Here is a 19,570-nt window from a genome sequence, read left to right on the forward strand (position 1 = left end):
AGAGCCGAGATCCTATGTTCGCGGTCAAGCCTGCTGGAAGCAGGTTTGACCCACCTTCAGCATGGCGGGATCGAAATCCTTGCCGCTCTTGAAGACGCCCCAGGCGATCTTGGCCAGCTTTCTGGCCAGGATGTTGAAGCTGGCGGTGCTGCTGTGTCCGCGCTCGCGGATGGCGAGGTAGAGAGGCTTGCCGCCTTTGGATCGGGTCAGGCCCATGGCGGCCATGTAGAGGATCTGGCGCAGGCTGGCATTGCCTCGTTTGGACAATCGGCGTCGGCCGATCCGTGCACCGGACTCGTTGGGTCGCGGATCCAGACCGGTGCAGGCGATCCAAGCGTCGGAGTTGGCCAGCGGCCAGCGGGTGATGTGATGGGTGACGAAGGCAGCCACCGTCGGCCCGATCCCGGGGATGGTCATGATCCGCCGGTACAGGTCGCGCTGTTGGCCGCTGCGACACAGCTGCTGAATCTGCTGGTCCAGCATGGCAATGGCCTCTTTCAGGCTACTGAAAATGCGCCCAAAGAGGGCGGACTCCGATGCCCCCGCGCCCAGAGAGAGATTCAACTTCGCCTTGCTCCGGACCAGACTGTCACGTTGCTGGAGCAGCACGTGCAGCCGCTCCTGCTCGGGCGAGCGAGCGACATGCTCGTGCAGATTGTCGGCCTCTTTGGCGATGTAGCGCGCAATGACCTGGGCATCGCCGGAGTCGGTCTTGCCGCGGCAGGCCACGCCCTTGGCGTAGTGCTTGATATCGCGAGGATTGAGCACGAAGACGGCGTGATCGGCCTTCTGGGCAGCGTGAACCACAAGCTCGTGGTAGCGGTTGGTTGCCTCAACGCCAATACGGGACTTCGCGGGCAGGCTGGACAGCCATTTGTTGATGGCCGAGGCTGAATTGGCGATTCGGATGCTGCCCTTGGTGCCGTGGCACGCCACCACCAGGGTCCTTGAATCGGTATCGATACCGACAGCGTGACGATCTGACATCTGCGCAACTCCCAGCTATTGTTGAAGGGCTGGGGTGGTACCGCACCACGTTGGCTTGCCTACATCGGCGGTCCTCAAAGGCCGCTAGATCCTTTATCGACGTTAAGGTGCGGGATGGGGATCGCTCGGCTCGTCTGTCGGCTGCTACCCGCAGATATCATGTTGACGGTCCCTCCACCCTGGCTCCTACATACCTCGTAGGAGCCGGAAGGAACATACAAGCCATGCTCGGCTGCATTTTGTAGAGTCGAGCTTGCTCAACTGTTGTCGGCGAGGCAGTCGAGCAAGCTCGACTCTACGGGTGATGCCAGCCGAGCATGGGCTCGGCTCTACAACAGGCGGTCAATCCAAAAACCGCGCGGCCTGCTCCGGTGCGGGCAGGTAACAGGCGTCATGCCGCCCGAACCAGCGATAGCGGTTGCGCGCCAGCGCGCGGTACGCCGCGTCGCGCCAGCTGCGCGGCAGCATGCGCAATGCACCAGTGAGGCGCCAGGCGCCGCCCAGCCCCGCCAGCACCCGCAGGATCGCATCGGTATCGGTCCAGGCACCCTGCTCGTCCAGCAGCAGGAACGACATCGGGTCCTGCGGGTCCAGCCCGTGCGCGCGTAACATCGCGCTGCCCTGCGCGCCCTGCATCGCCGCGAAGCGGTAGCGCCCCGTGCGGTCGAAGCGCAGCAGGAAACGCACCCAGCGGTTGCACAGCGCGCATACGCCATCGAATACGATCACCGCGCTGCCCGCCTCGGCGGCGGCCTCACTGCGGTTCGAGCCAGCCTTCATAGCGGATCAGGGCTCCTGCCCAGGGCAGCGTCACATCGACCAGGAAAGTGTAACGCTCATCCTGCCAGGCTTCGCGGCAACGCACGCCACCAAACCAGCGCCTCGGCAGCGGCAGCAGCCCGAACGCCCAGACCCGCCGCACCGACCAGTCGATGCCACCCTCGCGGGCCTGCAGGTCGAACTCGAAGCGCACCGCACCCAACTGCTCGCGCAGATGCCCCTCGTGCGCCCACAGCCGCGACACCATCGGCCAGCGGCCAAACCGCCGCGCCCATTGCTCGCCCTGCCCGTGTGCACTGAACGCCACTTCGGTCGGCAGCGCGTCTCCGTCCTTCGGCAACCGCGCCAACGCGGCCAGCAGCGGCACCAGCCAGTGCCGCCCGCGCTCGATCCGTGCCTGCCCCACATAGCGGCACGGCAGTGGTGCGGCGTGCAACGCCTGCACCGGCGCGGCCAGGGTGGCGAAGGCCGGCCCCAGCACGCGCGCAAACAGCGGCGGGGTCAGGGCGCGATCCAGGCCAGGGTCGCCATCCGCCCGGTGCGGCGGTCGCGCCGGTGCGAATACAGGTCCGGATCAGCCATGGTCGACACCGTGCCGCCATACACCTGCGCCGGGTCCATGCCCGCCGCCTGCAGGCGCTGCCGTGCCAGCCCGAACAGGTCCACCTTCCAGTGCCCCGGGCGTGTCGCCACAAACGCCGCCTCGGCAGCCGGGTCGTGCCCGACGAAGGCGTGGTAGACCTCCTCGCCGATCTCGTAGTCGGCCGGCCCGGCGGCCGGGCCCAGCCAGGCCCGCAGCTGCGCGGGCGGGGTGTGCATGGCGGCCACGGTGGCCTCCAGCATGCCGTCGGCCAGCCCGCGCCATCCGGCGTGAGCGGCGCCCACCTCGCTACCGTCGGCAGCGGCGAACACCACCGGCAGACAATCCGCGGTCAGGATCGCCAGCACCACGCCGGGCACCGAGGTCACCGCGGCATCGGCCACCGGCTCGCTCGCTCCTTCCACCGGGGGTGCGTTGAAGCGCAGCACGGTACTGCTGTGTACCTGACGCAGCCAATGCGGTGCCGACGGCAGCGCCAGCCCCTGCTGCAGCAGCTGGCGGTTGTGCTCGACATTGGCCGGGGTATCACCATCGGCCGCGTGCCGGTTGCCCAGGTTGAACTGCGCGAACGGTGCCGGCGAAATGCCCGCGCCGTGCCGACGCGTGGTCAGCGCATGGATGCCCGGAGGCGCCGGCCAGTCCGCCTGCAGCAATGGCAGCGCGGCAGTCATCACCAGCGGTCCCGCTCGCGCGCGGCGAAGGCTTCGCTGTCTTCGCGCAGCACTTTCATCAGGTGCAGCATGTCGTCCGGCACCGGCGCAGTGTTGCGCACCGGCTCACCGGTGATCGGATGGGTGAACTCCAGCGTCTCGGCATGCAGTGCCTGGCGCTTGAAGCCACGCAGCGCGGCCACCAGCTCGTCGCTGGCGCCCTTGGGCAGCTTCAACGCACCGCCGTACAGCGGGTCGCCGATGATCGGATGGCGCACGTGCGCCATATGCACGCGGATCTGGTGGGTACGGCCGGTTTCCAGGCGGCACTCCAGCGCGGTGTGCGCACGGAAGCGCTCGCGCAGGCGGTAATGGGTGATCGCTTCCTTGCCGTCCTCGCGCACCGCCATCTTCAGGCGGTCGCGCGGGTGGCGGTCGATCGGGGCATCGGCGGTACCGCCCGCCACCAGCGCGCCCATCACGATGGCCAGGTACTGGCGATGCACGTCGCGTGCGGCCAACTGTTCGACCAGCGCGGTCTGCGCTTCCAGGGTCTTGGCCACCACCATCACGCCGCTGGTGTCCTTGTCCAGGCGGTGCACGATGCCAGCGCGCGGCAGCACCGCCACCGACGGGTCGCGGAACAGCAGGGCGTTGACCAGGGTGCCGCTATGGTTGCCGGCACCCGGGTGCACCACCAGGCCCACCGGCTTGTTGATCACCAGCAGGTGCTCGTCCTCGAACAGCACGTCCAGCGGGATGTCCTCCGGCTGGGCGTCGGTCTGGGTCTCGAGCACCACGTTGAGGGTCACGACCTCGCCGCCGCGCAGCGCATCGCGCGGGCGCACCTGGGCGCCGTCCAGCAGGACGTCGCCCGCCTTGATCCACTCGGTCAGGCGCGAACGCGAGTATTCGGGGAACAATTCGGCCACCACGGCGTCGAAACGACGGCCGGCGGCGGTGTCGGGGACGATGGCCTGGCGGGCCGATTCAGAGGGTTGTTCAGACATGGCAGGGGGGATTCTTTGAAATTTTGGGGTCCCGGCGGCCGGTTTCAGTCGCTGGACAGGACACTAGGCTATCATCGACCCTTCGTATTCCAGCCGCGTCCCGCCTCGACCTCATGATCCGACGCTCCGCCATGCTCTCCGCGCCCGTCCGCCTCACCGCCCTGCTGCTGGTGCTGGTCATCGCCGCCACCGGCTGCCACCGTGGTGCCAAGAAGGGTGATCGCCCCGACGAAGGGACGCCGGTCGAACAGTTGTACGAGAAGAGCCACAAGCTGATGCAGGGTGGCAACTGGAGCGGGGCTGAATCCAGCTTCCGCCGCCTGGTGGCCCAGTATCCGTACGGCCCGTACACCGAACAGGCAATGATCGAAACCGCCTACGCGCAGTACAAGGCCGGCAAGCACGATGACGCGGTGTCCAGCATCGACCGCTTCATTCGTACCTACCCGACCCATCGCAACATCGCGTACCTGTACTACCTGCGCGGCCTGGCCAACTCCAACCGCAGTACGGTTTTCCTCCGTCGCGTATGGTCTCTGGATGCCAGCCGCCGCGACCTGTCCACGCCGCACCAGGCGTATTCGGACTTCAACATCGTGGTGGACCGCTACCCGAACAGCCGCTACGCCGCCGATGCGCGCCAGCGCATGCTGGAGCTGCGTGACGTGTTCGCCCAGCACGAGCTGGACAACGCCCTGTACTACATGCGCCGCGGCGCCTGGGTCTCGGCCGCCGGCCGCGCCAACTACCTGCTGGAAAACTACCCGCAGAGCGCCTTCCAGTACGACGCTGTGGCGGTGCTGGCCGATTCCTACACCCACCTGGGCAACAAGACCCTGGCCGACGACGCCCGCCGCGTCCTGCAGCTGAACCAGCCGGACCACCCGTGGCTGGAAGGCAAGTGGCCGAAGTACCCGTGGATGATCCGCAAGCTGAACCCGTTTGCCGGCGAGAAGTCCGCCAGCACCGGCCAGCGCAACGCGCGACTGGAAAAGAAATAAGAGAGGGCCCCGAAAGGGGCCTTTTCTTTGTCGGTGGATCCACGCCATGCGTGGATGGTTCGTGCGCCAATGGACCACGACACTAGGAATTCTACGAATCCCCGGCGGTTGCGACGCTGGTCCCAATCGGCGCGGACGAGCCCCTCCACACTGCGGCGCAACGGCCATCCCGGCCGTCAAGGAGCGCTCCATGACCCCACCGCCCCGCCGTTTCCGCCCCCTCGCCTGCCTCCTCGCCACTGCCCTGCTGGCGCTGTCCTCGGGCCCCCTCACTGCCGCACCGGTTGCACCGGGCGATCTGCTGTCCGCTGCCCCCTATCGCGCGTCATGGGTACCGTCCAAGGCCGCGCAGGCCTACAAGCTGCACTACCGCACCCCGGATCATCGCGGCCAGCTGGCCGAAGGCACCGGCCTGCTGTACCTGCCCGCAGGCGCGGCGCCTGCAGGCGGCTGGCCGGTGGTGTCCTGGGCACATGGCACCCAGGGCATCGCGGACCGCTGTGCACCTTCAGTGTCCGGTCCCTACCAGCCCGAGCGCGACGGGCGTTTCCTCGACCAGTTCCTGGCCCAGGGCTATGCCGTGGTCGCTGCCGACTACCAGGGGCTCGGCAGCCCCGGCAACCACGCCTACCTGCACGTCCGCACGGCGGCCCGCAACGCCATCGATCTGGTCAAGGCCAGCCGCCAGTATCTGGGCGCATCAGCGCTGTCGCCGCGCTGGGTCTCGGTTGGTCATTCGCAGGGTGGTGCCGCTGCGCTCACGGCCGGGCATCTGGCGCCCGCCTATGGTGGTCCTTCCCTGCACTACCGTGGCAGCTTCACCACCGGCACGCCTACCGCAGTCGAGCTGACCGCGCTGGTGATGAAGCCCGACAACCGCACCGCCAATCCTGGCGCGCTCAACGCCTATCACGCGTACCTGCTTGATGGCCTGCTGCAGGTCGCGCCGCAGATCGACCGCGTCCTCAGCGACACCGGCCGCGCCCGCGTGGCAGTGGCACGCGAGCAGTGCCTGGGCGAACTGGCCGCCACGCTGGACGGCGCGGATACCGGCAGCATGTTCACTGCACCGCTGACCAGCGTGCCGGGCATCTGGGCGGTGCTGTACGACTATCTCGGCGTACCGCGCCGCGGTTTCAGCCAGCCGCTGATGCTGGGCCATGGCAGTGAGGACCGCGACGTGCCCTACCTGACCACCCTGCTGTATGCCGCAGGCCTGGCCCTGCGTGGCGAGCCGGTCGCGTTCCGGCGCTACCCGGTCGACCATCGCGGCACGCTGGACGCGGCCGCTGCGGAGGGTCTGGCGTTCGTGCGGGCACGGCTGGGGGACGGCCACTTCGACGATGTTTCCGAAACCGCCGGCTTCGAACAGCTGCTTGACGAAGTCCGGTAGATCCACGCCAAGCGTGGATGGTCTTCGACCATTGTGCGGACCAAGGTCCGCACCCACCGGAGAGGGGCCAACGGGTTGCCGGCCAGCGGCCGGCACTACCCGCCAACCGCTGCTTCAGCCCTTGTAGCCGTTGCTGATCGGGTAACGACGTTCGCGGCCGAAGGCGCGGCGCGAGACTTTCGGCCCCGGCGCGGCCTGGTGCCGCTTCCACTCGCTGATGCGCACCAGGCGCAGCACGCGGTCGACCACGGCCGCGTCGTAGCCGGCGGCCACGATCTCCGTGCGCGACTGCTCCTGGTCAATGTAGCGGTACAGGATGCCGTCCAGCACGTCATAGGCCGGCAGCGAATCCTGGTCCAGCTGGTTCTCGCGCAGCTCGGCCGACGGCGGGCGGCTGATCACGGCCGGCGGGATCACCGGCGCGCCGCCCACGGTGTTGCGCCACTTGGAAAGACCGAACACCTCCGTCTTGTACAGGTCCTTCAGTGGCGCGTAGCCACCGCACATGTCGCCGTAGATGGTGGCGTAGCCGACCGCGTACTCGCTCTTGTTGCCGGTGGTCAGCAGCAGGCCACCGAACTTGTTGGCCAGCGCCATCAGGATCACGCCACGGCTGCGCGACTGCAGGTTCTCTTCGGTCACGTCCGGGGTCGTGCCCTCGAACATCGGCGCCAGCGATTCCATCAGGCCCTTGAACGCCGGTTCGATCGAGACCGCCTCCAGCTTCACGCCCAGTGCCTGGCACTGTTCGGCGGCCAGGTCGTTGGAAAGGCCTGCGGTGTAGCGCGAGGGCAGGCGCACCGCGGTGACGTTCTCGGCGCCCATCGCATCCACTGCCATGGCCAGCACGATCGCCGAGTCGATGCCGCCGGACAGGCCCAGCCACACCTTCTTGAAGCCGTTCTTGCGGCAGTAGTCCTGGATGCCACGGGTCACCGCGCGCCAGGCCAGCGCGTCCATGCTCTCGTCGCCGTCGTCCATCCACACGTGCGGCATGAAGCGGCGGGTTTCACCCTCGTACTCCACCACCAGCCACTGGTCGACGAAGGCGGCGGCGGCCGGGTGCACCGTGCCGTCACCATCGGCCACCACCGAGGCGCCGTCGAACACCAGCGCGTCCTGGCCACCGACCACGTTGAGGTAGGCAATCGCCGCGCCGCTTTCGCGGGTGCGCGCCGCCAGCACGGCATCGCGCTGGGCGTGCTTGCCACGCTCGTACGGCGAAGCATTGGGCACCACCACCAGCTGCGCACCGGCGCGCATGGTGTCGGCCAGCGGTTCGGCGAACCACAGGTCCTCGCAGATCAGCAGGCCCACCGGAATGCCGTTGACCTCGAACACGCAGCTGCCGCCATCCGGATCGACATCGAAGTAGCGGCGCTCATCGAACACCGCGTAGTTGGGCAGCTCGCGCTTGCGGTAGGTCTGTTCGACCAGGCCGTCACGCAGCACGCTGGCGGCGTTGTAGACCACCGCGCCAGCCGCCTGCGGCCAGCCGACCACCGCGGTGATGCCACGGCAGGCAGCAGCGATACGGCCCATCGCCTGCTCGCATTCGTACAGGAAGCCGGGACGCAGCAGCAGGTCCTCCGGCGGATAACCGCTCACCGCCAGCTCGGGGAACATCACCAGCTCGGCGCCATACTCGTCGCGCGCCTGGCCGATCATCTCGATGATGCGCTCGGTGTTGCCGGCGACATCGCCGACCGGGAAATCGAACTGCGCCATCGCGATGCGGATCGAAGCCATGGGAATCCAGCCTGTGGTTGCAATTGCACCATTCTAGGCCTTTGGACACGGACCGGTCAGGCCCGATGCATGCGATCGGTCCGCCCCGAGTCGCGCAGACCTGGACCACGTTTCCCTGCCGGCCAGGCACTGCCATCGCCTCCTCGAATGTCCGTCCTGGGGCTATTGATTTTCGCCTTCATCAGTAGCACTCTCCCATTCACGAAAAATTCATGGTGATCACCTTCGACGGCTCAGATCACCGCGCAAGCTGGTTCAAAAAGGAATTTGGACGTTGTGTCCAGATTGGCCGGCCAATTCGGTCCGGCTATTGATCGCTGTATCCAATTGGAATGGAGAATCAGGATGAGTTCTATGGCATTGGATGTCGCAGGCTTTGAAGCTGGGATGCTGCAGAGGGCCGAAGACGCAACGTCGATTGGCACCGCATTTGAAGTGGTGAGGAATGGTGCGGTAGCACTGTTCTGCTCGGACTGTTGCGGCAGCAACGGCAATGACTGCGTGCCGGAAATCGACCCGGGCATCAACTGACGCAGATCGAGGGCGAAGGCGGTTGCCTTCGCCCTCTTCATTATCGAGAGCACATTCCATGGATGGATTCAACGCACCGGAGGAGTTCGAGCGGAGCCTCCATGCCTATGCAGGCAGTGACCACGCTGGCACCAACGCGCTTGCGCTGGTCCTGCCATCCACGCGTGCAGTCTTGACCAGAAGCAGACAGCTCGCAGATGCAGGGCGCCTACGCGTTGTGTGTAACGAGAACAGCCCTGGGTTGAGCGCAAGCGGCATGGTTCGGCTGGCGCAGTCCGGCCAGCGACCAGCGCTCGTCATTTTCTCGGACCAGCTTGTCTCAGCACACGAAGCAACCCTGCTGATTCGGACCTCGCGCGAGGACATCTACGTCTCGCCGCTCGAAATGATCCTCAATCAGCGCTACGGCTATGCACTGTCGTTCTGGGGCATACAGGGCTATTCCACGATCGAGGCCCATTCGGCCGACAGCAGCGCGATCCTGCACGGGATCATCGACCATCTTCACCAGTGCAGCAGCCTGGGGGATCAATGGTTGCTGCGCGAACAACAGTCACTGCGCAGGCCGGCGATCAGGACATACAACGCGCGCAGAAAGATCAGGATGTTCCGATCCGTACTGCTGGCACAGTACCAACCCGACAGTATCGATGCCGAACTCGACGCCTTGATGGAAGCGATCGATACGCTTGAAGGCGATGTCGTTGATCGACAGGGAAGGCTTGCATGCTGATTCCGCAATTGTTGACTCAACTTGCCCGTCCCTTGCGCCGCCTTGATCGGCGGATTGCCTGGATCGAGTCGATCATCAAGACCCCTCTGACCGACGACGACGAGCACTACCTGCGTGTTGCCTGCGCCGAATCGGGAAACACGAGATTTGGCGAATACTACTACTGGTACCTGCAGAAGCTGTTCGTTGCCAACGTTCTGCGGCGTGGGAACCGGACCGAGTTCCTGTCCCTGCTCAGTCGCGCCGACCGAACGGACTACAGCGCATTCGATGAACTGGTACGTACGCCACGCGGGCTTCTGATCGCAGTGCCGCACCATGCCCACTACATTCTGTCGATCATCATGCTGGCGGAGCGTTTACGGCACGAGCGGAAAACCTTCCTGTTCTATGGAAACCCGGAAACCCATCCGGGCAACGAAATCTTCGACAGGCTCAACGGCTGGTTCTGGAACGAGGACAACGGTGTTGGTTTCGTCCATGACACCCGCAAAGGCCTGGCAACAGCCATCCGTGAACTGAGGGCAGGCGCAGCCGTCTTCATCCTGCCGGACGTTTTCAAGGACGAGAACGCCACGTACCCCATCAGCTTCTGCAAGCGCTCGATGAGCATCATGCTCGGCACCGCCGCATTGTCCCGCAGAACCGATGCGCTGATCGTCCCGATGATCTCCACCCCCGTCGCGTCGGGCCTGGGCTTCAGGAGCGTTTTCGCACCGCCGTGCGCTGAGCCGGCACCTGCAGCACAGGGCCAGTCCGAACGCAGGCTGCTTGCAGACGACTACCGCGTCATGCGCGGGCTCTTCGCCTTCTATGAACACCACATGCAGCACCAGCTGATCTACTGGCAGAACGTACGGCAACACATCGCCCAGAACGGCCCTCATCTTGAGGTGCCGAGGTCCGATGTGGCGCGCGTGGCCGGGCTGCTGGCCCGCGACCCCGACATGCTCGCCCCTACCGCAGTAATTGACCTGAGAAGAGACGCAACTGCACCCACATGCTGAAACAGAAATCACGTCTTGTGCTCCTCATTGCATTGGCGCTTTTCGCGGCGGGCATCAACTGTGCCGCCGCAGCAGATGCCACCGAGCCCCCATTGCGCACCCTTGATACCGTCGTGGTGTCCGGGGTTGCGCCGGGTCCCGGACTCTGGAGAGTCTCGCGTGGCGAGCACACTCTCTGGATCCTGGGCACGCTCAAGCCCGTGCCATCCTCGATCACATGGGATTCGGCGGCGGTGCGAGAGGTGATTGCCGAGGCTCAGACCGTGCTGTGGGAGCCATCCTTCACCGTAGACGTCGACACCGGCTGGCTCGGCAAGCTGTCGCTTGGCTACAGCTATATGAAGGCACAGAACAATCCTGACAATGCGCAACTCAAAGACATCCTGGCACCGGATGTATACGCGCGCTGGCAGAATCTGCGCGACACGTACCTGGCTGGCCGCAGCAACCTCGAAGGCAAGCGCCCGCTTGCCGCGGCGGACGAGCTGATGTCGGCGGTGATGGCCCAGCGTAGCCTGAGCAGCAAGGGGGTGGTCGCTCCCGTCATCGTCGCCGAAGTGAAGGCGCGCGGCATCGGACTGCACACACCTCGATATACGCTCAAGCTCTCGCGCCAGAACGCCGCGCAGATGCTCAAGGCAGTCAGGTCAACGTCGATCGACGACAGCGCCTGCCTGGTGGCAACCATGGATCTTGTCGAATCCGGCATGGATCGCCTGGTAACCAACGCAAATGCATGGTCTACGGGCGAGACCGCCCGGATCGACGTATCCCTGACCTCGAAACGGGATGAACTTTGCACGGACTCGCTCAGCAACGCGCCCGCAGCGCGTGCTTTTGGCATGCCCGACATCCGCACGGTCGTAAGGGAGAAATGGCTTGCGGCCGCAGACAAGGCACTGCAGACCAACACGACGACGCTCGCGGTGCTTCCCATCGCCGACCTGTCCGGCAACGACGGATACATCGATGCGCTGCGCCAGCGCGGATACGAGGTCGAGTCACCTTGAACGCGCTCCCGCAGTGACCGACCGATGTCGCCTCGAGTGGAACGACTATCGGCGCTTTTCCTGGCATCGGCAGCGCAGCTGGCCTTGCTGATCCTGCTGTGCCAGGTCGCCGGTAACGCACCTGGGAACGTCGGGGATGATGAAACGAGGGTATCGCTCGTGTTCATCGAGCGCCCTCGCGCGCGAGCGCCTGTTCCCGCTGCCATGCCCCGGGCATTGGGAGGGCCAGGCAGGACTGCTGGCCCGGCGCTGCCTGTTGCATCTGCGGCGCCCCGCAGGCCCACGCTGGACGTTGTCGATGAAGCACCTGGACCTGCGATGGCTGTTGCCCCCGCACCGCTCGACCTTGCCATTCGTCCCGATGACATCTCGTTCAAGCGCCCCTCCCTGACAAGACCGACCCAGGCCGCCTTTCCGGCGCGCGAGCCCACATTGCAGGTGAGCGTCGAAGACAACTCATGGATGGGAAGGTATGCACGCATGGGGCGGAGGATGGCGTGCGCAGAACTGCGGCAGGCGCTTGCATCAAACCCCGGCAGTGCCGAGGCCATCATCAGGACGATGGAGCAGCGCAAGTGCATGAACTAGCCATCGTCATGGCGCTTTCTCCAATAACTGGAACTGACAGGAGCGAAGGGTGTGAATAAAGCCCTCGAGAAGGCCATGCCGGTGGCACGCACCCTCCGGCTGCTGGCGAGTCTTTCGCGCAACCACCTGCCACTCCTGGCGGGTGCATTGACCAGCATCGTGGTTGCAACCACGTTCGCCCTCGCCATTCCCATCGCCGCACGGGGCAACCGCGGCCTGGACCTGAACAGCCTGGAGAAGATCGACAACATCTTCCTGACACTTGCCTTGATCTCAGTGGCGATTGGCGTGGCCACGGCAATGCGGGTCTACTTCATCAATCGCCTCGCTGACGAAGTAACCAATGACCTGCGGGGGCAGCTGTTCTCACGATTGCTCGTCCAGCCGCTGGAATTCCATCAGCAGCAGCCATCAACGGAACTGCTTTCACGATTGACCTCGGATATCGAGCACCTGCGGATAGCCATCGGAGTCAGCTTCTCTGTGGCAATACGCAGCGGAATCATGCTGGCTGGTGCGGTCGCCATGTTGTTCATTACCGACCCTGGCCTGGCGCTGCTGACGATCGCCGCCATCCCGTTTGCATCGGTTCCCATCGCGGTGGGCTCCAAGCACCTGCGGGCCAGTGCGCGCGACTACAATGATCTGCTTGCGCAATCGCGCGTCGTTGCGGCGGAAGCGCTGGGCCATATCAGGGCGGTGAAAGATTTCGCCCGCGAACCCTTCGAGACAGAGCGCCATGCGGCGACGCTCGATGCCAGCGTCAGCGGAGCTCGTCGGCGCACGACCTGGCAGTCTGTACTGACGGCATTGTCATTGATCGTGATGCTGCTGGGCATCACCGCTGTGTTATGGACAGGCACCCACAAGGTCATGGAGCGGACGCTCTCGGCGGGCCAGCTGGGACAGTTCGCCATGTATGCCGTGATGTGCGGCATGGCCGCCGCCGCGCTTCTGGACACCTGGGGCGCGCTGCAGCGCTCCGCCGGAGCGACTGATCGCATCACCGCATTTGGTGACCTGCCACACCATGAGGCGCAGGAAACCAGGCTGGTGCAGGCTCTGCAGGGAAGCATCCGATTCGAGAATGTCGATTTCTGGTATGCCGCTGCGCCCGACAGACCCGTCCTGCGATGCTTGAACCTGGACATTGCGAAGGGGGAAAAGGTCGCCATCGTGGGCGCATCCGGCGCAGGCAAGAGTACGCTGCTGTCGCTGCTTCTGCGCCTGCATCCCGTGCGGGCGGGCGCCATCTTCATCGACGGCCACGATATCTCCACGTTCCAGCCTGCAAGCGTCCGCAACGCTATCGGCACGATCTCGCAGGCGCCTGCGATTTTCGGCCGATCCGTGCTTGAGAACATCCGATACGGCAAGCTCGACGCTACCGACGAGGATGTCAGGAACGCAGCAGTGTCTGCAGGCGCAGATGCCTTCATCCATGAATTGCCCGCTGGCTACGATGAGCCCTTGGGCGAACGCGGGGCCCGATTGTCAGGCGGCCAGCAGCAACGGGTAGCCATTGCGCGCGCACTGTTGAAGCGGGCCGATATCCTGCTGCTCGACGAGCCGACATCGGCGCTCGATTCGCACACCGAACAGGCGGTACATGACCATGTTTTCGGAACGGGCACGGGGCCGACCACGCTCATCGTCGCACACCGGTTGCAGACCATTCTTGCCGCCGATCGAATCGTACTCATCGATGAAGGTGCTGTCGCCGCCACCGGGTCGCACGAAGAACTGCTGAACCGCAGCGCTCGATACCGCGACCTGATCAGGCCGCAGATGCAGGCCATGGTCGAATAATGGCTTCCGTAGCGGGCCACCCGCAGAACAGGAAAGGCCGCCCGGAGGCGGCCTTTCTGTTTGAAGCAGCCGGCCAGCGGCCGGCTCTACAGAATCGTCTGCCGGAGGCAGGCGATCTTATTTCACCAGCTTGGCGATGGCAGCGCCCAGGTCGCCCGGCGAGCGGACGGTGACAACACCGGCAGCTTCCATGGCAGCGAACTTGCCTTCTGCAGTGCCCTTGCCGCCCGAGGCGATCGCACCGGCGTGGCCCATGCGCTTGCCGGCCGGAGCCGACGCACCGGCGATGAAACCGACGACCGGCTTCTTCACGTGGTTCTTGATGTACTCGGCACCGGCTTCTTCAGCGTCACCGCCGATTTCGCCAACCATGATGATGCCTTCGGTCTGCGGGTCTTCGTTGAACAGCTTCAGGCAGTCGACGAAGTTCAGGCCATTGATCGGGTCACCACCGATGCCGATGCAGGTGGACTGGCCCAGGCCGACTTCGGTGGTCTGCTTGACCGCTTCATAGGTCAGGGTGCCCGAACGCGACACGATGCCGATCTTGCCCGGCTGGTGGATGTGGCCCGGCATGATGCCGATCTTGCACTCACCCGGGGTGATGACGCCCGGGCAGTTCGGCCCGATCAGCACGGTGTCCGGATGCGAACGGGTCAGCACGTTCTTGACGCGCAGCATGTCCAGCACCGGGATGCCTTCGGTGATGCAGACGATGACCTTGATGCCGGCAGCAGCGGCTTCCAGGATCGCGTCGGCCGCGTACGGCGGCGGCACGTAGATGACCGAAGCGTTGGCGCCGGTGCTCTGCACGGCGTCGGCAACGGTGTTGAAGACCGGCAGGTCGATATGGGTGGTGCCACCCTTGCCCGGGGTCACGCCGCCAACAACCTGGGTGCCGTACTCGATCATCTGAGTGGCGTGGAAGGTGCCCTGCTGGCCGGTGAAGCCCTGCACGATCACCTTGGTGTTCTTGTTAATCAAAACAGACATGGGAATTCCTTGGTGTCGGATCAGGCAGCGTTCTTGACAGCTTCAACGATCTTCTTGGCGCCATCGTTGATGTTGTCAGCCGGGATGATGGCCATGCCACTGTCACGCAGCAGCTGCTTGCCTTCTTCCACGTTGGTGCCTTCCAGGCGCACCACGACCGGAACCTTGACGCCCACTTCCTTCACGGCGGCGATGATGCCTTCGGCAATCATGTCGCAGCGGACGATGCCGCCGAAGATGTTGACGAAGATGCCTTCAACCTTGTCCGAGGACAGGATCAGCTTGAACGCTTCGATGACGCGCTGCTTGTTGGCACCGCCGCCCACGTCCAGGAAGTTCGCCGGCTCGCCGCCGTTGAGCTTGATGACGTCCATGGTGGCCATGGCCAGGCCTGCGCCGTTGACCATGCAGCCGATGTTGCCATCCATGGTGACGTAGTTGATGTCCAGCTCCGAAGCGATCACTTCGGTCGGATCTTCCTGGGTCTTGTCGCGCATGGCGACCAGGGCCTTCTGGCGGAAGGCGGCGTTGTCGTCGCTGTCGAACTTGCCGTCCAGCGCGTACAGGTTGCCGTCGTCCAGGATGGCCAGCGGGTTGATTTCAACCAGGGCCAGGTCCTTCTCGTTGAACAGGCGGTACAGGTTCACCATGATGCTGGCGAACTGGCCGGCCTGCTTGGCGGTCAGGCCCAGCTTGAAGCCGAAATCACGGCCGTGGTAACCCTGCACGCCTTCGACGAAGTCGACGTTCAGCGAGTGGATCAGCTCCGGGGTTTCAGCGGCGACCTGCTCGATCTCCACGCCGCCTTCCGAAGAGGCGATGTAGGTGATGGTCTTGGTGCCACGGTCAACCAGCACCGACAGGTACAGTTCCTTGACGATTTCGCCGGCGGTGGTCACCAGCACCAGGTTGACCGGCAGTTCAACGCCAGCGGTCTGGTAGGTGGCCATCTTGGTGCCGAGCATCTTGGCCGCAGCGGCCTTCACGTCGTCGGTGGTCTTGCAGAACTTGACGCCGCCAGCCTTGCCGCGGCCGCCAGCGTGGATCTGCGCCTTCACCATCCAGGGGCCCTGGCCCAGGGAGTTGGCAGCGGCAACCGCTTCGTCCGGGGTCGCAGCGACCTTGCCGGCCGGGACCGGGATGCCGTACTCGGCAAGCAGTTGTTTTGACTGGTATTCGTGGAAATTCATGCGTCACCGTGGGAATAGGAACGACCGCACGCAATTCCTCAGGGCCCCGGCGGGGCGCCGGCATGGACCGCGGCGGGCCCACTATTGTGGCCGAGCCGGCGCCGGGGCGCAAAGAAGTCTGTACAAAACGCCAGACCCGGCCAGATTTCCACCGTCATTCAGGCAGTTGCGCCCGGGCCGCCGTTGGCCACCGGTATCCACAGCGGGCCAAATGCGCGATCCAGGGCGCTCCGGCGGCACCTGTCCGGGGGCCCTATACTGGTCAACCAAGGTGTGTAGAGTCGGGGGTGCTCGACGGCTTCCACCGCAGGCCACATCGAAGCGACGATCCCGCCCGGCTTCAGGGGATGCCAGGCAGGCCCGCCGCAGATTCCAGACCCAGGCAGCCAGAAGGGGAGTTCCGGCGTGTCACCCAGTGCTTCATTGATCGACCGCATCGAATCGATCCCGCGGCGTGAGCTGTACTTCTTTGCGCTGTACCGGGTACTGATCGCCGCGGTCATCGCCGGCCTGCTCTACAGCCCCCTGTCAGGCATGGTCGGCGAGGCCCATCACCCGCGCCTGGCCGATACCGTCGCGGCCATCTACCTGCTGCTGTCGCTGCTGGCCCTGGCAATTGGCCGCAACGAACGCTGGCTGCGCCCGATCGTGGTCAGCAGCGTGCTGGTGGACATCATCGCCGCCACCCTGCTGGCACACGCCCTGCCCGGCGCCAGCGCCGGCATCTCGATGTCGCTGCTGTTCAACATCGCCGCCGCCGCCACCCTGCTGCCGTTGAGCTGGGGCCTGGGCCTGGCGGTCGCTGCCAGCCTGGCCACCGGTACCGAATACCTCTGGAAGGTGCTCGAAGGCGGCGACCCCACCCGCACGCTGGCCGAGCTGGCCATGTTCGCCACCAGCTACCTGGCACTGGCCTTCATCAGCTACCAGGTGGGCAGCCGCGCGCGTCGCAACCAGCAGCTGGCCAACCAGCGCGGCGACGAAGTGGCCAACCTGTTCCAGATCAACGAACTGATCATCCGCCGCATGCGCACCGGCGTGCTGGTGGTGGACGCCGACAACCGCATCACCCTGGCCAATGAAGCGGCCTCGATGCTGCTCGGCGACAACGACGGCATTGGTGAGACAGGACGCCTGGATCTGGCCAGTGCCGCGCCGGAACTGGCGCGCCGCCTGCAGCGCTGGCGCAACGGCTGGGCGCAGGACGAACTGCCGCTGCAGCTCAACCCCGACCAGCCGGAAGTGCAACCGCGCTTCGCGCGCCTGCTGGCCGGCAGCGAGCTGGCCCTGGTGTTCCTGGACGACTCCAGCGTGGTCTCGCGCCGCGCCGAATCGCTCACCCTCTCGGCAATGGGCCGCTTCTCGGCCAGCCTCGCCCACGAGATCCGCAATCCGCTGGCGGCGATCAACTACGCCGTGCAGCTGCTGGAGGAAGGCACCGGCTTCAACGAAAGCGACCGCCGCCTGCTGCAGATCATCCGCCAGCAGTGCCAGCGCACCAATGGCATTGTCGAAAGCGTACTTGGCCTCGCCCGTCGCGAACGCGCCACGCCCGAGAACGTCGACCTGGTCGCCTTCGTGCGCCGCTTCGTTCTGGAGTACAAGCAGGGCCAGACGCTGGAGACCGACAGCATCGAACCGATCATCAGCGATACGGCAGTGATGGCGCAGGTCGACACGAAGCATCTCTACCAGGTGCTGACCGTGCTGGTGCACAACGCACTGAAGTACGGCCGCATCGGCCAGCAGCCGGCACGCGTGCGCCTGCGCGTGGCGCAGCACGAGCGCAGCGCGGTGATCGACGTGATGGACCGTGGCCCCGGCATTCCCGAGAGCGTGGCCGCACAGCTGTTCCGGCCGTTCTTCACCACCTCCGAGCATGGCACCGGCCTGGGCCTGTATATCGCACGCGAACTGTGCCGCGCCAACCAGGCACGGCTCGACTACATCCCGGTACCCGCCGGTGGCTCCTGCTTCCGCCTGGTGCTGCCCGGCCCGCACACGCTGTTGCCCACCTGATTCCAGATCTGTGCGTCAAACATTTGTCGCTTCCAGCCCCCTCGTTTATCTTTCACGCCCATGAACGAAACCCGCAGCGCCCTCGTCGTCGACGATGAACGCGACATCCGCGAACTGCTGGTACTGACCCTCGGCCGCATGGGGCTGCGCATCAGTACCGCCGCCAACCTGGCCGAAGCACGCGAGCTGCTGGCCAGCAACCCGTACGACCTGTGCATCACCGACATGCGGCTGCCCGATGGCAACGGCATCGAGCTGGTCAGCGAAATCGCGCAGCACTACCCGCGCACGCCGGTGGCGATGATCACCGCGTTCGGCAGCATGGACCTGGCCGTGGAAGCGTTGAAAGCCGGCGCCTTCGACTTCGTCAGCAAGCCGGTGGACATCTCGGTGCTGCGCGGCCTGGTCAAGCATGCGCTGGAGCTCAACAACGCCGAGCGCCCCGCGCCCGGCCCCACCGCCGAACAAGGCGCACGCCTGCTGGGTGCTTCGCCGGCCATGGACGTGCTGCGCACCACCATCGGCAAGGTTGCGCGCAGCCAGGCACCGGTCTACATCCTCGGTGAATCGGGCGTGGGCAAGGAACTGGTCGCGCGCACCATCCACGCCCAGGGCGCGCGCGCGGCTGGTCCGTTCATACCGGTCAACTGCGGTGCCATTCCCGGCGAGCTGATGGAAAGCGAGTTCTTCGGCCACCGCAAGGGCAGCTTCAGCGGTGCGCATGCCGACAAGCCCGGCCTGTTCCAGGCTGCGCACGGCGGCACTCTGTTCCTGGACGAGGTGGCCGAACTGCCGCTGCAGATGCAGGTCAAGCTTCTGCGCGCGATCCAGGAAAAGTCGGTGCGCGCGGTCGGTGCGGCCAACGAAGAGCCGGTGGACGTACGCATCCTCTCGGCCACCCACAAGGACCTGGCCGAGCTGGTCGAGGACGGGCGCTTCCGCCACGACCTGTACTACCGCATCAACGTGATTGAGCTGAAGGTGCCGCCGCTACGCGAGCGCCGCCAGGACCTGCCGGAACTGGCCGCCGCCGTGCTGGCACGCCTGGCCCGCAGCCACGGCCGTGCCACCCCGTTGCTGGCGCCCTCGGCGCTGGAGGCACTGGCGCAGTACGCCTTCCCCGGCAACGTGCGCGAACTGGAGAACATCCTGGAACGCGCGCTGGCGCTGGCCGAGGAAGACTGTATCGGCGCCGATGACCTGCGCCTGCCGCAGCACGCGCCGCGTGCGCCCGGCAGTGCCGCGCCCGCCGAAGCCGTGGCCGACCTGCAGCCCGGCAGCGCCGCCCTGCCCTCGTACATCGAGCAGCTGGAACGCAGCGCCATCCAGCGCGCGCTGGAAGAAAACCGCTGGAACAAGACCCGCACCGCCGCGCAGCTGGGAATTACCTTCCGCGCGCTGCGCTACAAGCTGAAGAAGCTGGGGATGGAGTAAGCGATCGGGACCGCGCCATCCACGCATGGCGTGGATCTACTGTAGAGCCGAGCCCATGCTCGGCTGCTCTTCGGGCCATCAGCCG

The 19,570-nt window shown here is 65.4% G+C and carries 18 protein-coding genes; 10 read left to right on the forward strand and 8 right to left on the reverse strand.

From position 1 onward, the window contains the following. Positions 1-24: 24 nt before the first annotated feature. The 5 genes from ACJ7C5_RS15435 to rluD form a co-directional block, all read right to left on the reverse strand. Positions 25-987 carry an IS110 family transposase gene (locus tag ACJ7C5_RS15435; RefSeq protein ID WP_088026673.1) on the reverse strand — a complete coding sequence of 321 codons (963 nt, stop codon included), beginning with the start codon at positions 985-987 and terminating at the stop codon, positions 25-27. Between the two features lie 342 nt (positions 988-1,329). Next, positions 1,330-1,767 carry a thiol-disulfide oxidoreductase DCC family protein gene (locus ACJ7C5_RS15440; RefSeq protein ID WP_412704383.1) on the reverse strand — a complete coding sequence of 146 codons (438 nt, stop codon included), beginning with the start codon at positions 1,765-1,767 and terminating at the stop codon, positions 1,330-1,332. Beyond that, positions 1,742-2,248 (reverse strand): DUF4166 domain-containing protein, encoded by a 507-nt coding sequence (locus ACJ7C5_RS15445; RefSeq protein ID WP_412704384.1) that lies wholly within the window; start codon positions 2,246-2,248, stop codon positions 1,742-1,744. Before ACJ7C5_RS15445 ends, ACJ7C5_RS15440 begins: the two co-directional genes overlap by 26 nt. Positions 2,249-2,268: 20 nt before the next feature. Next, positions 2,269-3,039, reverse strand: coding sequence for a peptidoglycan editing factor PgeF (gene pgeF, locus ACJ7C5_RS15450; protein ID WP_412704385.1), 771 nt, complete (start codon positions 3,037-3,039; stop codon positions 2,269-2,271). Further along, positions 3,039-4,028, reverse strand: a complete 990-nt coding sequence (rluD, locus tag ACJ7C5_RS15455) for a 23S rRNA pseudouridine(1911/1915/1917) synthase RluD (protein ID WP_088026914.1) — start codon at positions 4,026-4,028, stop codon at positions 3,039-3,041. The genes pgeF and rluD overlap by 1 nt, the downstream gene beginning before the upstream one ends. Positions 4,029-4,159: 131 nt before the next feature. Between rluD and ACJ7C5_RS15460 the strand changes: the two genes are divergently transcribed. Further along, positions 4,160-5,029, forward strand: a complete 870-nt coding sequence (locus ACJ7C5_RS15460) for an outer membrane protein assembly factor BamD (protein WP_412704386.1) — start codon at positions 4,160-4,162, stop codon at positions 5,027-5,029. A gap of 190 nt (positions 5,030-5,219) precedes the next feature. Continuing rightward, positions 5,220-6,422 carry a lipase family protein gene (locus ACJ7C5_RS15465; protein WP_412704387.1) on the forward strand — a complete coding sequence of 401 codons (1,203 nt, stop codon included), beginning with the start codon at positions 5,220-5,222 and terminating at the stop codon, positions 6,420-6,422. A gap of 114 nt (positions 6,423-6,536) precedes the next feature. Here the strand turns inward: ACJ7C5_RS15465 and ACJ7C5_RS15470 are convergent, their stop codons facing one another. Beyond that, positions 6,537-8,171 (reverse strand): NAD+ synthase, encoded by a 1,635-nt coding sequence (locus tag ACJ7C5_RS15470; RefSeq protein WP_350259519.1) that lies wholly within the window; start codon positions 8,169-8,171, stop codon positions 6,537-6,539. 345 nt (positions 8,172-8,516) lie between these two features. Here ACJ7C5_RS15470 and ACJ7C5_RS15475 point away from each other — a divergent pair, with 345 nt between their 5' ends. From ACJ7C5_RS15475 to ACJ7C5_RS15500, 6 genes are all read left to right on the forward strand, one after another. Beyond that, positions 8,517-8,702, forward strand: a complete 186-nt coding sequence (locus ACJ7C5_RS15475; RefSeq protein WP_141097650.1) for a hypothetical protein — start codon at positions 8,517-8,519, stop codon at positions 8,700-8,702. A 58-nt stretch (positions 8,703-8,760) separates the two neighbouring features. Further along, positions 8,761-9,435 carry a hypothetical protein gene (locus tag ACJ7C5_RS15480; RefSeq protein ID WP_412704388.1) on the forward strand — a complete coding sequence of 225 codons (675 nt, stop codon included), beginning with the start codon at positions 8,761-8,763 and terminating at the stop codon, positions 9,433-9,435. Next, positions 9,429-10,442 carry a hypothetical protein gene (locus tag ACJ7C5_RS15485; protein WP_412704389.1) on the forward strand — a complete coding sequence of 338 codons (1,014 nt, stop codon included), beginning with the start codon at positions 9,429-9,431 and terminating at the stop codon, positions 10,440-10,442. The genes ACJ7C5_RS15480 and ACJ7C5_RS15485 overlap by 7 nt, the downstream gene beginning before the upstream one ends. After that, positions 10,436-11,452, forward strand: coding sequence for a TraB/GumN family protein (locus tag ACJ7C5_RS15490; RefSeq protein ID WP_412704390.1), 1,017 nt, complete (start codon positions 10,436-10,438; stop codon positions 11,450-11,452). The genes ACJ7C5_RS15485 and ACJ7C5_RS15490 overlap by 7 nt, the downstream gene beginning before the upstream one ends. A 318-nt stretch (positions 11,453-11,770) precedes the next feature. Then, entirely contained in the window at positions 11,771-12,040 is a 270-nt protein-coding gene (locus tag ACJ7C5_RS15495) for a hypothetical protein (RefSeq protein ID WP_049447475.1), read from the forward strand. A gap of 51 nt (positions 12,041-12,091) precedes the next feature. Continuing rightward, positions 12,092-13,849, forward strand: coding sequence for an ABC transporter ATP-binding protein (locus tag ACJ7C5_RS15500; RefSeq protein WP_412704391.1), 1,758 nt, complete (start codon positions 12,092-12,094; stop codon positions 13,847-13,849). Between the two features lie 117 nt (positions 13,850-13,966). Here the strand turns inward: ACJ7C5_RS15500 and sucD are convergent, their stop codons facing one another. Continuing rightward, positions 13,967-14,842, reverse strand: a complete 876-nt coding sequence (gene sucD / locus ACJ7C5_RS15505) for a succinate--CoA ligase subunit alpha (protein ID WP_005410793.1) — start codon at positions 14,840-14,842, stop codon at positions 13,967-13,969. A gap of 20 nt (positions 14,843-14,862) precedes the next feature. Continuing rightward, on the reverse strand, positions 14,863-16,032 hold the full coding sequence (gene sucC, locus ACJ7C5_RS15510) for an ADP-forming succinate--CoA ligase subunit beta (RefSeq protein ID WP_004154430.1): 1,170 nt from the start codon (positions 16,030-16,032) through the stop codon (positions 14,863-14,865). 405 nt (positions 16,033-16,437) lie between these two features. Between sucC and ACJ7C5_RS15515 the strand changes: the two genes are divergently transcribed. Together ACJ7C5_RS15515 and ACJ7C5_RS15520 are read left to right on the forward strand one after the other, a co-directional pair. Beyond that, positions 16,438-18,051 carry a sensor histidine kinase gene (locus ACJ7C5_RS15515; RefSeq protein ID WP_088026918.1) on the forward strand — a complete coding sequence of 538 codons (1,614 nt, stop codon included), beginning with the start codon at positions 16,438-16,440 and terminating at the stop codon, positions 18,049-18,051. Positions 18,052-18,111: 60 nt separating this feature from the next. Then, positions 18,112-19,485 (forward strand): sigma-54-dependent transcriptional regulator, encoded by a 1,374-nt coding sequence (locus ACJ7C5_RS15520; protein WP_088026919.1) that lies wholly within the window; start codon positions 18,112-18,114, stop codon positions 19,483-19,485. Positions 19,486-19,570: the final 85 nt, after the last annotated feature.

The sequence above is a fragment of the Nocardiopsis yanglingensis genome, assembly GCF_045809185.1.
GTDB classification, from domain to species: Bacteria; Pseudomonadota; Gammaproteobacteria; order Xanthomonadales; family Xanthomonadaceae; genus Stenotrophomonas; species Stenotrophomonas yanglingensis.

Coding starts and splice junctions, on each gene's coding strand:
- sucC (WP_004154430.1), bottom strand. CDS start 16,032: ATGAATTTCCACGAATACCAGTCAAAACAACTGCTTGCCGAGTACGGC.
- ACJ7C5_RS15465 (WP_412704387.1), top strand. CDS start 5,220: ATGACCCCACCGCCCCGCCGTTTCCGCCCCCTCGCCTGCCTCCTCGCC.
- ACJ7C5_RS15435 (WP_088026673.1), bottom strand. CDS start 987: ATGTCAGATCGTCACGCTGTCGGTATCGATACCGATTCAAGGACCCTG.
- ACJ7C5_RS15520 (WP_088026919.1), top strand. CDS start 18,112: ATGAACGAAACCCGCAGCGCCCTCGTCGTCGACGATGAACGCGACATC.
- ACJ7C5_RS15495 (WP_049447475.1), top strand. CDS start 11,771: ATGGCTGTTGCCCCCGCACCGCTCGACCTTGCCATTCGTCCCGATGAC.
- ACJ7C5_RS15485 (WP_412704389.1), top strand. CDS start 9,429: ATGCTGATTCCGCAATTGTTGACTCAACTTGCCCGTCCCTTGCGCCGC.
- ACJ7C5_RS15475 (WP_141097650.1), top strand. CDS start 8,517: ATGAGTTCTATGGCATTGGATGTCGCAGGCTTTGAAGCTGGGATGCTG.
- ACJ7C5_RS15480 (WP_412704388.1), top strand. CDS start 8,761: ATGGATGGATTCAACGCACCGGAGGAGTTCGAGCGGAGCCTCCATGCC.
- ACJ7C5_RS15440 (WP_412704383.1), bottom strand. CDS start 1,767: ATGAAGGCTGGCTCGAACCGCAGTGAGGCCGCCGCCGAGGCGGGCAGC.
- ACJ7C5_RS15460 (WP_412704386.1), top strand. CDS start 4,160: ATGCTCTCCGCGCCCGTCCGCCTCACCGCCCTGCTGCTGGTGCTGGTC.
- ACJ7C5_RS15470 (WP_350259519.1), bottom strand. CDS start 8,171: ATGGCTTCGATCCGCATCGCGATGGCGCAGTTCGATTTCCCGGTCGGC.
- ACJ7C5_RS15490 (WP_412704390.1), top strand. CDS start 10,436: ATGCTGAAACAGAAATCACGTCTTGTGCTCCTCATTGCATTGGCGCTT.
- sucD (WP_005410793.1), bottom strand. CDS start 14,842: ATGTCTGTTTTGATTAACAAGAACACCAAGGTGATCGTGCAGGGCTTC.
- pgeF (WP_412704385.1), bottom strand. CDS start 3,039: ATGACTGCCGCGCTGCCATTGCTGCAGGCGGACTGGCCGGCGCCTCCG.
- rluD (WP_088026914.1), bottom strand. CDS start 4,028: ATGTCTGAACAACCCTCTGAATCGGCCCGCCAGGCCATCGTCCCCGAC.